General features: G+C 40.7%; 9 protein-coding genes and 1 pseudogene. 8 read left to right on the top strand and 2 right to left on the bottom strand.

Features of this window, described 5'->3' with window-relative positions:
* Positions 1–350: 350 nt before the first annotated feature.
* A pseudogene (tnpA, locus tag BHF69_RS08205) lies at positions 351–794 on the top strand (IS200/IS605 family transposase); the annotation flags it as partial.
* 311 nt (positions 795–1105) lie between these two features.
* On the opposite strand, the gene BHF69_RS08200 reads toward tnpA, so the two are convergent.
* Entirely contained in the window at positions 1106–2095 is a 990-nt protein-coding gene (locus BHF69_RS08200; RefSeq protein ID WP_075670519.1) for a diaminopimelate dehydrogenase, read from the bottom strand.
* 353 nt (positions 2096–2448) lie between these two features.
* Here BHF69_RS08200 and BHF69_RS08195 point away from each other — a divergent pair, with 353 nt between their 5' ends.
* The 7 genes from BHF69_RS08195 to BHF69_RS08165 all read left to right on the top strand — a co-directional run bounded on the left by BHF69_RS08195 (position 2449) and on the right by BHF69_RS08165 (position 10957).
* A complete protein-coding gene (locus tag BHF69_RS08195) occupies positions 2449–3315 on the top strand; it encodes an AraC family transcriptional regulator (RefSeq protein WP_075670517.1) in 867 nt (288 codons plus the stop codon).
* A 112-nt stretch (positions 3316–3427) separates the two neighbouring features.
* On the top strand, positions 3428–4678 hold the full coding sequence (locus tag BHF69_RS08190; protein WP_075670515.1) for a diaminopimelate decarboxylase: 1251 nt from the start codon (positions 3428–3430) through the stop codon (positions 4676–4678).
* Positions 4679–4748: 70 nt separating this feature from the next.
* Complete coding sequence (gene sdaAB, locus BHF69_RS08185) at positions 4749–5423, top strand: L-serine ammonia-lyase, iron-sulfur-dependent subunit beta (protein WP_075670513.1); 675 nt, start codon at positions 4749–4751, stop codon at positions 5421–5423.
* Positions 5424–6302 carry an L-serine ammonia-lyase, iron-sulfur-dependent, subunit alpha gene (gene sdaAA, locus BHF69_RS08180; RefSeq protein WP_075670511.1) on the top strand — a complete coding sequence of 293 codons (879 nt, stop codon included), beginning with the start codon at positions 5424–5426 and terminating at the stop codon, positions 6300–6302. It begins immediately after the preceding gene.
* 92 nt (positions 6303–6394) lie between these two features.
* Positions 6395–7195 carry an MBL fold metallo-hydrolase gene (locus tag BHF69_RS08175; RefSeq protein WP_075670509.1) on the top strand — a complete coding sequence of 267 codons (801 nt, stop codon included), beginning with the start codon at positions 6395–6397 and terminating at the stop codon, positions 7193–7195.
* Positions 7196–7286: 91 nt separating this feature from the next.
* The gene (locus BHF69_RS08170) at positions 7287–8819 is read left to right on the top strand and encodes a Ppx/GppA phosphatase family protein (protein WP_075670507.1); all 1533 of its coding nucleotides are present in this window, start codon (positions 7287–7289) and stop codon (positions 8817–8819) included.
* 11 nt (positions 8820–8830) lie between these two features.
* Complete coding sequence (locus BHF69_RS08165) at positions 8831–10957, top strand: RNA degradosome polyphosphate kinase (protein WP_075670505.1); 2127 nt, start codon at positions 8831–8833, stop codon at positions 10955–10957.
* An 81-nt stretch (positions 10958–11038) separates the two neighbouring features.
* Here the strand turns inward: BHF69_RS08165 and BHF69_RS08160 are convergent, their stop codons facing one another.
* A complete protein-coding gene (locus BHF69_RS08160; protein ID WP_075670503.1) occupies positions 11039–11560 on the bottom strand; it encodes a peptidylprolyl isomerase in 522 nt (173 codons plus the stop codon).
* Positions 11561–11740: the final 180 nt, after the last annotated feature.

The raw sequence follows: 11740 nt of genomic DNA, 5'->3' as shown, positions 1-11740 counted from the left end.
GTCCCATAGGCCGGGGGCGGAGGACGAGGGACGGGGGCTTTCATAATACGCCCTGTCTGCTGCTGAAATCAGCCCTTTGTTTCCGGCTTACCAGCCCCAAACAAAGCCCTGCTTTCCTGCCGCGTCAAATGCCCTTGCCCTCCCCGGCGGCAACGGTATTTTCAGGGCAACGCCGACAGAGCGTATAACACACTACACTTTGCTCCGCAAAGTCGTGTGCCAAATGGGGCGCTGCCCCCTTTGGAAACCCCCGCAACAAACAGGTGCTATGCACCCAGCCGGGAGCATAGCGCCGTTTGTTGTCAGCAGCCCGTTTCACGGTCTGCGTGTAGTTCCTTGTAAACTGACCTAAATGGAATTGTAAGTATCATATTGTTTTTGCACCAAAATATAGAAGAAAAGTGGCATACGGAAAGTTAAAACAAGATATAGCTAATATTCTGAGTATGCTATGCAAAAGAAAAGGTGTAGAAATAGTGGAGGCAGAAATCTGTCCAGATCATGTACATATGCTGGTGAGGATTCCGCCAAGTATAAGTGTTTCAAGTTTTGTAGGGTATTTAAAGGGAAAAAGTACACTCATGATATTCGAACGACATGCAAATTTAAAGTATAAATATGGAAATAGACATTTCTGGTGTCGAGGATATTATGTAGATACTGTAGGGAAGAATGCAAAGAAAATACAAGAGTATATTCAAAATCAGTTAAAAGAGGATTTAGAATATGATCAAATGACACTAAAAGAGTATATTGACCCGTTTACGGGTGAGCCAGTAAAAGCAAATAAATAAAATGAGCCCTTTAGGGCTCCATAGGTAAATGATGTTGCAGTTGGCGAACCATTCGATGAGTCTTTAGACTCTAGTGCCGGTAATTTGCCCTTATAGGGCAAGTACAAACCACCGGCTGAGCCGGTGGTTGTGATATAATGACTAATGCAAAATGAACAAAAAAAGAGTATAATAATAATATGCTACGATTGCTACATAAAAATAGCAAGTTTTTGTCTTCATTTTGAAGTGTAATCCCTAAAACCTAAAAAGAAAAAGACCGTGTACGGGAATACATGGTCTTTTTCTTTTGTAATAAAAACTCGTTGGTTTTATAATAAGTGAGCTCGTAATTCTTCACCATTTAATGGAGAGAGATAAGCCGGAGCGATATCGAATACAGTCTTACATCCGCTTACGCCTTCTTTGGTCAGGCGGGCAGCCGCTCTTGCATAGGCAATCAGGACACTAGACGTAAATTCTGGATTGGATTCTAACTTGAGAGAGTATTCGATCATCTGATGTGTCTGTTCTCCATCTCCAGTCATACCGCTTCTCATAACAAATCCGCCATGTGGCATCTTATTGTGAACAGCATCAAATTCCTCTTCGGTAATGAAGTTTACGGTAGTATCGTATTCATCAAAGTAGTTTTTCATAGTCTTGATATCCTGTTCGATCTGTTTTAGATCAGCGCCCTCTTCGGCAACAACAAAGCATTCTCTCGTATGCTTTTCACGGGTAGTAAGCTCTGGCTGTTTGCCGGCACGAACCTGGTCCATTGCGGATTCTACTGGTACGGTATACTGAATGCCGCGTTTGACTCCTTTGATTCTTCGGATGGCATCGGAATGTCCCTGACTGACACCTTTTCCCCAGAAGGTATAAGTTTTTCCAGATGGCAGGATAGATTCTGCATAAATGCGGTTTAAAGAGAATAAACCTGGATCCCAGCCTACAGAAATAATACCTAACGTGTCATTTTCTTTGCATGCAGCATCAACAGCGGCAAAATGCTGTGGAATATTGGCATGGGTGTCAAAGCTGTCAATGACATTAAAATATTTTGCCAGCTCTGGTGTCTGTTCTGGAAGGTCTGTTGCACTTCCGCCACAAAGGATCATCACATCGATGTCATCCTTCATGTTCTTGGCATCCTCCATCTTATAAGCCTTTACTCCTTCGGTTGCCAGAGAAACAGTTGCAGGATCACGACGGGTGAAGACTCCAACCAGTTCCATATCATCATTCTGGCGGATTGCCAGTTCTACGCCTTTCCCGAGATTGCCGTATCCGGCAATACCAATTCGTATTTTACTCATAATCATTCCTCCAATTTCTTGTTTGATTTCACAGTATCAGAGTAACATATCTAAAAAAGGTTTTCAATTATACTTTTTAGAACAAAAAAGCTGCAGACCCAACCTGCAGCTTTTTATGTAAAATACTCTTAACAAAACTCTTCATACTTTATTCTAACACACACACAAATCCGAAGAGCTATCACAACTATTATTATACCAAAATTTTAGGGAGAAAACAGAAGGAATCTTGAGTTAAAAGAAAATTATCTTGCTATTATTTTGCTTAAATAATATAATAAATGTGATAAAACTGATTGATAAGTAAAGTATCTTGTGTTTTTTTGAAATTATTTTGCGAAGAAGGTGTGGGCATGTTTATCACAAAAGAAAAAAAGGAAGTACCGTCTATATTTGAAGATGGAGTTCCATCTTTGGTGCGGTTATCCAGGAGCTATGATAATCCCCATTGGTATAATATTGCCCATGTGCATAGTTCGGATACAGAGTTGGTCTTTATCTCAAGTGGAAGGGCCAGTTTTACCATTAATCAGAAGACCTTTTTGGTGGAAAAGGGAGATATTCTCATTGTGGAAAAGGGATTTATCCACTCTACAATATCAGATGCCAAAGAGCCATCGGATATTTTTAGCTGTAGTGTGGCCAATTATAAGATTCGGGGAATGGAAAGGAATTATCTATTACGCTCACCAAATGTACTTCCTGTAATGAAGTCAGGGTCTCACGAGGAGTTTTTAAGATACTGCTGGAGAGAGATGCAGGCCTATCAGGAGATGGAGGACCCCATATCAAGGTCCATTTGTGATATGATCGCCGGAAGCATTGCCGGTCTCTATTATTCCCTCTTTTTCAATCAGACGGAGACCTATGAGATTCCGGCACCGCATTTTACACAGGATATTTTGATCTACATTTATGAGCATTATTGTGAGAATATCACATTGGAACTGCTATCGAAAGTGTTTCATATGAGTGCCGGACACATCAGTCATGAATTTTCCAAAGCCTTTGGAATTTCTCCGATCAATTATGCCATTAATCTGAAGCTGGATCAGGCAAAATGGCTACTGATCCAGTCGGAGAAGTCTTTGACGGAGATTGCAGCGGAAATCGGATATCAGAATCTACAGCATTTTACTAATATTTTTCAAAAGCGGAATGGCTGTACACCTTTAGAATTTAAAGAGAAGTACAGTCATAAGAAAAAACTATTATATTGATAGGAAATCCTTCGATTCCAGGTTGACATTAATCCTATGATTGATTATAGTTATTTTAATATGGAAAAAAATGCAGAAGCATTTCATAGAGATACAGAAAGGGAGAAAAACAATGTTAAAAAAACCATTTGTGACAAAAGCGCAGTTAGAAGCGATTTGTGAAAAATATCCAACACCGTTTCATTTATATGATGAAAAAGGAATCAGAGAAACAGCTAGAAACTTATATAAAGCATTTTCCTGGAACAAAGGATTCAAAGAATATTTTGCAGTAAAAGCAACTCCAAACCCAACCATCTTAAAGATTCTTCATGAAGAAGGATGTGGAACTGACTGTTCTTCCTTAACAGAACTTATGATGTCTGAACGTTGTGGAATCGTAGGAGACGAGATTATGTTCTCTTCGAACGATACTCCGGCAGAAGAGTTCGTAAAGGCAAAGGAATTAGGTGCCATCATTAACTTAGATGATATTACACATATTGATTTCTTAAAGGAAACAGCAGGAATTCCAGAGACAATCTGTTGCCGTTTTAATCCGGGTGGAGTGTTTGAATTAGGAACAGACATTATGGATAATCCAGGTGATGCAAAGTATGGTATGACAAGACCTCAGCTTACCGAAGCTTATAAACGTCTGAAGGAGTTAGGGGCTAAGAAGTTTGGTCTTCATGCATTTCTTGCAAGTAATACCGTATCCAATGAATATTATCCAGAATTAGCACGCATCTTATTTAATGTAGCGGTTGAGATTAAAGAAGAAACAGGAGTTGAGCTTTCTTTCATTAACTTATCTGGTGGAGTTGGTATTCCATATACGCCAGACAAAGAACCAAATGATATCTTTGTCATTGGGGAAGGTGTAAGAAAGGCATTTGAAGAAGTATTGGTTCCAGCAGGACTTGGAGATATTAAGATCTTTACAGAGCTGGGACGTTATATGCTGGCTCCAAACGGACATTTGGTTACAAGAGCCATTCATGAAAAGCATACACACAAAGAATACATCGGTGTGGATGCCTGTGCAGCGAACCTTATGAGACCTGCTATTTATGGAGCTTATCATCATATTACAGTGATGGGAAAAGAAGATGCACCTTGCGACCACAAATATGATGTGACTGGATCCTTATGCGAGAACTGTGATAAATTCGCAGTAGACCGTATGCTTCCAAAAATCGATATTGGAGATCTGTTAGTCATCCACGATGCTGGAGCACATGGTTTCTCTATGGGATATAATTATAATGGAAGACTGCGTTCCGCAGAAATTCTGTTAAAAGAGGACGGAAGTACTGAGATGATCCGTCGTGCGGAAACACCAGAAGATTACTTCAGAACATTGGAAGGTTTTAATTTCTAAAAATAGGAGATTCACCAAAGGCGGCTTTTTTAAGCCGCTTTCTTTTTTAAGAATTATAGGAGGAAGGCATATGTCATTATTCGATATTTTAGGTCCCGTTATGGTAGGACCATCCAGCTCTCATACGGCAGGAGCGGTAAAAATAGGATATATATCCAGACAGCTTTTGGGAGAAAATATAAGGAAGGCACAAATAGATCTGCATGGATCGTTTCTTGCTACGGGTGCCGGACATGGTACGGATAAGGCTCTGGTAGCTGGCCTTCTGGGTATGAAGGAGGATGACATCCGAATTCCAGATAGTTTTCGCATTGCCAGAGAACGGGAGATGGAGATTTGTTTTGGAAAGGTGAATTTAAAAAATGCCCATCCAAATAGCGTAAGGCTGAAGCTTCATGGTATTTCCGGAAGAGAGCTGGAGATTATTGCCAGCTCCATTGGGGGAGGCCAGATCAAAATATGTAAAATTGATGGGCTGGAAGCCAATTTTTCTGGAGATTATCCAACGCTGGTCGTGCATAACCTGGATCAGCCAGGACATGTTACGGAAGTAACGTCCATGCTGGCCCATAAAGGAGTGAATATTGCCACCATGCAGCTATATCGCAACCACAGAGGAGGAGACGCCGTCATGGTCATTGAATGCGATCAGGAGATTCCGATGGCTTCCGTAGAGTGGCTACGAAGATTAGAGGGGATTACAAAGGTTACCTATTTATCCAAAATAGAAAAGGAGGAGAAATAGATGTTTCAATCAGTAGAAGGAATGCTTCAGCTTGGTGAGGAAAAAGGACTTCCGTTATGGAGAGTGGTGATGGAGGATGATATGATCGACCGTTCGGTAACAGAAGAAGAGTCTTTTGAAATGATGACACAAATGTATCAGGCCATGAAGGAAGCCGATGAGGGTTATGATAAAGATTTACAGTCATCCAGCCGATTAGTAGGTGGAGATGGTGCTAAGATGGAACAGGCCATAGGAGAAGGAAAAGTAAGCAGTGGTACTTTTATTGGAAAGGTGATGGCACGTGCCATTAAGATGGGAGAATCCAATGCCTGTATGAAACGAATTGTTGCAGCACCGACAGCGGGTTCCTGTGGAGTGATTCCTGCCGTTTTGATCAGTATGGAAGAAAAGGATGGATATAGTCAGCAAAAGATGATAGAGGCACTTTTTGTTTCCGCAGGGATTGGTGAAGTGATTTCAGAACGGGCCAGTATATCCGGTGCACAGGGAGGATGTCAGGCAGAAATCGGAGCAGCTTCTGCGATGGCAGCGGCAGCGGTCACTTATCTGAAAGGGGGTTCTTCCAGACAGATTGCCGATGCAGCAGCATTGGCATTAAAGAGTCTGCTGGGACTGGTGTGTGATCCGGTGGCGGGACTGGTTGAAGTTCCATGTGTAAAGAGAAATGTCATCGGTGCCGTCAATGCCATTACTTCTTCGGATATGGTCATTGCTGGAATTGAAAGCAGGATTCCGGCAGATGAAGTCATTGATGCCATGGGAGAGGTGGGATCTCTGCTTCCATGTAGTCTAAGAGAAACCAGTCAGGCAGGACTTGCGACCACACCGACAGGATTGGAGGTTACAGAGAGAATGACTGGCAATGGATTTGACTGATTTGGAATATCTTAGAAATTAACCGTTCATAAGGGAAAATTTGTGATAAAATAGATAGAAGAGAATAAGTAGAAAGTAGAGAGGAACAAAAGATGAAGCTTACGATTTTGGGTACAGGCAATGCGATGGTAACCGAGTGCTATAATACCTGTTTTGCATTATCTGAGGGAAGCAGACATTTTCTGGTGGATACTGGAGGTGGAAATCGAATCTTAAAGGTATTAAAGGATGCGAAAATTTCCGTTGAGGATATCCATGATGTATTCATTACCCATGAACACATTGATCACCTTCTGGGGGTTGTATGGCTGATCCGTGCAGCGGCAACAAAAATGAATCAGGGAAAATATGAAGGACAGATGCGAATCTATTGTCACAGAGGACTGGTAGAAACGATTCGTACCATTGCAAATCTGACGTTACAGAAGAAGATGACCAAGCATTTTGAAGAAGAGATCGTATTCGTTCCACTGGAATCCGGTGAGAAAATGGAGATACTGGGATATCCGGTCACCTTTTTCGATATTTATTCTACAAAGGCAAAGCAATTTGGATTTACCATGGAACTGTCCGATCATAAAAAGTTTACCTGTGTGGGCGATGAGCCATATAATGAGGCCGACTATGAATTTGTTAAAGGAAGTACCTGGCTGATGCATGAGGCATTCTGTCTATTTGGGGAGGCAGAGGAATTTAAACCGTATGAAAAGCATCACAGTACGGTAAAGGAAGCCTGTGAGACAGCAGAAGAATTAAAGATTCCAAATTTGATTCTATATCATACGGAAGAAAAGAATCTGAAGAATCGAAAGAAGCTGTATACAGAGGAAGGAAAAGCATACTACCACGGAAATTTATATGTTCCATATGATCTGGAAACATTTCATATTTAACATGGAATTAACATGATGTTTACATTGCCGTAGCAAGAAGAAAAAAATCTTCTGATACTATTAATTGGACGAAGAAAAGGAGGGCGTATACATGAAAAAACTGCATATATTTGCTGCATTGACCATTGGATCTTTTGAAGTAAGCATGTCAATCTACGAAGTAGGTCCATCTGGTGATATGCGGTTATTAAATAAAGTCAAGCAGAAAGTAGAATTAGGGAAGGATACATTACGCCTAAAGAAGCTTTCGATAGAAAAGACAAAACGTTTGATACAGGAACTATTAAAGCTGAAAGCTATGACAGAAGAATATCAGGTAGAAGAAGTGTTGGTGTATGGAGCAACGGCACTGAGAGAGGCGAAAAATCAGTATTTTGTATTGGAGCAGATCAAAAAAGAAACGGGCTGGGATGTGAAGGTAGTGAATAATCCACAGCAAAGCTTCCTGATTTATAAAGGAGTGGTATCCAGTCCAAAGTTTGAAGAAATTGCAAAGGATGGAGCCGCTCTTCTGGATGCCAGTGCAGGAAAGCTTAGAGTATCGATTTATCATAGGGGTGACTTAGTGTTGACCCAGAATGTATCCTTAGGTTCTATGCAGATTCGGGAGTGGATGAAGAGAACTGGATATTCTAAGAAGGGACAGTCTGGCCTGATTCGGGAGATGATTACATATCGTTTCAAAGAATTGGATGCTCAGTTTCTAGAGAATAAGAAGATCCAGACGCTGGTCCTTTCTGGAGATCTTTTCACCAGTCGTGCAGGATGGAAAGGAAAGAAGGGAGATCTTTTATCCGCGGAAGAGTTCCTGAAGCTTTGTAAAAAAGGTGAAAAGTTGTTGGAGCAGAATATGGCATTGACGGAGGATGCCGATATTCTTCTTCCTTCCATCATTATTTGTGAGGAATTTTTTAAACGAATGAAGGCGAAGCAGGTATGGATTTCTGGTACCGACATGAATGATGGAATCGCCTATGATTATGCGACGGAGAAACGGTACGTAGATTCCAGCAGAGATTTTAATGAGGCCATTTATTCAGAAGCTGTCCAGACGATGAAGCGTTATGTGGCTGACGGCAGTCATAATTATTATGTGGAAAAGGCATGTCGTACTATTTTTAAAGGGCTTGCCAAGGAATTTGGATTATCTAAGAGGGAGGAACTGATTCTCCGGATCGCAGCGATTCTTCACAATTGTGGAGCGTATATTACATTGGCGCATGCGGTCAGAGGATCTAGCTATATAGTAAAAAGAACAGAGCTTATTGGACTTTCTAATAAGGAAAGAAAGATGGTCAGTGAGATTATCCGTTATCATAAGATGAATATGGATGAATTCTTGGATGCGATTGATGGACAGGGATTGAGCAGAAAGGAAACGACTCTGATCGGTAAGCTTACGGTTATTCTTGGAATTGCCAATACACTGGATGCAGCGCATAGACAAAAATTTGAAAGTATAAAAACTAACGTTAAGAATGATGAATTCCGCATTACCGTGAATTCTCTTTCTGAAGGAGTTTTGGAAAAACAGTTTATGGAACGATATGAAGAATTTTTTGAATCTATGTTTGGCTATAAGCTGATCTTGAGAGAGAAGAACCAGAGGTTTACAACATTATAGGAGGAGTGGCAATGAATATATTTAAAAATCCGGATTATTATGATAATCGGGAGCTTAGCTGGATAAAATTTAATCAAAGAGTTTTAGAAGAGGCGAAGAAGACTAGTCTTCCGCTTCTGGAGCGTATAAAGTTCTTAAGCATTACGGCGTCCAACCTGGATGAATTTTTCATGGTGCGAGTAGCATCCCTAAAGGATGTGGAGCAGGCAGGCTCAAAGAATAAGGATATTGCAGGAATGACAGCCGGGGAACAGTTAAAGAAAATCAGTAAGCAGCTGCATGAGTTTATCAAAAGTCAGTATAATACATACAATATGTCACTGGTTCCTCAATTGGCTGCCAATGGACTTAAAATTATAAAATCATACAAAGAACTGGATGAGGAACAGGCTAAAAAGACAAAGGAATACTTTGATAATATCGTTTATCCGGTTCTGACGCCAATGGCGGTGGATTCTTCCAGACCGTTTCCATTAGTTCGCAACAAATCCATTAATATCGCAGCACTGATCTCACCAAAGGATCAGAAGGATGAGGTGGAATTTGCTACGGTACAGGTGCCGGATGTGCTTCCAAGAGGATTCTTTTTGGATGCAAAAGATGGTGGAAAATGTCTGATCCTATTGGAAGAAATCATCAAGCAGAATATGGATAAATTATTCTTAAATCATAATATTCAGACCATGGGCGTTTACAGGATCATCCGAAATGCAGATTTGACTATCGATGAAGAAGAGGCAGCAGATCTGTTAAAGGAGATTGAAGAAAAGATTCGAAGCCGTCAATGGGGACAGGTCATCCACTTAAGCGTGGAAGACGGTATGGAGAAAAAATTGGTGAAGATCCTTACGGATAACTTCCGTGTGAAGAAGGAAGACATCTATTATCTCAATGGACCGGCAGATTTGAAATATTTTATGAAACTCTATGGAATGGAGGGCTGGGATGATAAGAGAAATCCGTCTTATAAACCGGCACCGGTAAAGGAATTTATGACAGATGCGTCCATCTTTGATGTGATAAAGGAGAAGGATGTTTTGCTGCATCATCCATATCAGACCTTTGATCCGGTTGTAAACTTTGTAAAAGAAGCCAGTGTAGATCCTCAGGTTCTGGCTATTAAACAGACCCTGTATCGTGTCAGTGGTAATTCACCGATCATTGCAGCATTAGCAAAGGCAGCAGAGATGGGGAAGCAGGTTACTGTACTTGTAGAATTAAAGGCACGTTTTGATGAAGAGAATAATATCGTATGGGCAAGAAAGCTGGAAAAGGCAGGCTGTCATGTTATCTATGGTCTGGTAGGATTAAAAACCCATAGTAAAATTACTTTGGTAGTGCGTAAGGAAGATGAGGAGATCAAACGTTACGTTCATTTGGGAACAGGAAATTATAATGATTCCACTGCCAAATTGTATACGGATATGGGATTATTTACTTGTGATGAGGCCATTGGAAGTGATGCAACAGCAGTATTTAACATGCTTTCTGGATATTCTGAGCCAGAAAACTGGAATAAGATTTTAGTAGCACCATATTGGCTGAAAGAGGGATTTTATGCCATGATCGATCGGGAAATCCAGCACGCCAAGGAAGGAAAGGAAGCAAGAATTGTAGCAAAGATGAATTCCCTGAATCATAAAGGAATGATTCAAAAGCTCTATGAAGCCTCTATGGCAGGAGTGAAGATCGATCTGATCGTCAGAGGCATCTGTTGCCTTAAGGTGGGCATTCCAGGAATCAGTGATAATATTACCGTCCGTTCCATTGTAGGAGAATTTCTGGAACATAGCCGAATCTTCTACTTCTATAACGATGGCGCAGAGGATATCTTCTTAGGAAGTGCAGACTGGATGTCACGTAATCTGGAACGTCGAGTAGAAATCGTATTTCCGATTGAAGACGAGGAATTAAAGGAACAGGTAAAAGAAGTACTAAAGATTCAATTGTCCGATACACTTCAGGCTAATGTGTATATGCCGGATGGTACGTATCACAAAGTGGACCGAAGAGGAAAAGTGTCATTGAATTCTCAGGATTATTTCTGCAAATGGGCCTATAAGCAGTTAAAGAAAGAAAAAGAGCCGGTTGGAGAACGTCGGTTTATTCCGATGTACGACCAGGAGCACGAGGAATAGGAGTATAGAGAAAATCTCCTTCTGTATCTGAAATAACAGGATACAGGAGGAGATTTTATTTTTTATTACATAAGAAATTACTTATAATTTTTCAGGTTCTTCGTATTCTACACCAAATGTTTCTACCGTTACTTCTTTCATGACCTGAGGTGCGATCGGAGCATCTCCCCAGGTGGTTGTAGTTTCTGCAATTTTATTAACAACATCCATTCCTTCGATCACCTGTCCAAAGCCAGCATATTCTCCATCAAGATGAGGTGATGTCTGGTGCATGATAAAAAACTGGGATCCTGCAGAATCAGGAATCATAGTACGAGCCATGGAAAGAACACCAGGGGTGTGTTTTAGATCATTTTTAAAACCATTGCTGTTAAATTCTCCTTTGATGCAGTAACCAGGTCCACCAGTACCATTTCCTTTTGGATCTCCACCCTGAATCATAAAGCCTTTGATGATTCTATGGAATCCTACACCATTGTAAAAGCCTTTCTTTACTAAAGAGATAAAGTTGCGTACGGTCATAGGAGCGATTTCAGGATATAATTCACATTTCATGACATCGCCATTTTCCATGGTGATCGTAACGATTGGGTTTTGTGCCATAATTTAGTCTTCCTTTCCTGTTTTAAGATTTTTCTTTTCCGTCCGCTTCTGCGGACTTTGGTATCATTTTACCATATTATCGAAAAAATGAAAGGAAAAGTCCTTCATTTCTTAGAGATTCCGTAGCTTATCTGACAAACTATGGTATAATGAGAGCATCCATAAAAGAATTTTGTCGTG

This window comes from Anaerostipes sp. 992a, assembly GCF_001940245.1.
GTDB lineage: Bacteria > Bacillota > Clostridia > Lachnospirales > Lachnospiraceae > Fimousia.
The sequence above is the reverse complement of the archived record's forward strand: the minus strand, read 5'-3'. Positions and strand labels throughout refer to the sequence as shown.

What these genes read in the sequence shown, in the direction of transcription:
- sdaAA (WP_075670511.1), top strand. Translation starts at nt 5,424, where the DNA reads ATGTTTCAATCAGTAGAAGGAATGCTTCAGCTTGGTGAGGAAAAAGGA.
- BHF69_RS08165 (WP_075670505.1), top strand. Translation starts at nt 8,831, where the DNA reads ATGAATATATTTAAAAATCCGGATTATTATGATAATCGGGAGCTTAGC.
- BHF69_RS08160 (WP_075670503.1), bottom strand. Translation starts at nt 11,560, where the DNA reads ATGGCACAAAACCCAATCGTTACGATCACCATGGAAAATGGCGATGTC.
- BHF69_RS08170 (WP_075670507.1), top strand. Translation starts at nt 7,287, where the DNA reads ATGAAAAAACTGCATATATTTGCTGCATTGACCATTGGATCTTTTGAA.
- BHF69_RS08200 (WP_075670519.1), bottom strand. Translation starts at nt 2,095, where the DNA reads ATGAGTAAAATACGAATTGGTATTGCCGGATACGGCAATCTCGGGAAA.
- BHF69_RS08190 (WP_075670515.1), top strand. Translation starts at nt 3,428, where the DNA reads ATGTTAAAAAAACCATTTGTGACAAAAGCGCAGTTAGAAGCGATTTGT.
- BHF69_RS08195 (WP_075670517.1), top strand. Translation starts at nt 2,449, where the DNA reads ATGTTTATCACAAAAGAAAAAAAGGAAGTACCGTCTATATTTGAAGAT.
- BHF69_RS08175 (WP_075670509.1), top strand. Translation starts at nt 6,395, where the DNA reads ATGAAGCTTACGATTTTGGGTACAGGCAATGCGATGGTAACCGAGTGC.
- sdaAB (WP_075670513.1), top strand. Translation starts at nt 4,749, where the DNA reads ATGTCATTATTCGATATTTTAGGTCCCGTTATGGTAGGACCATCCAGC.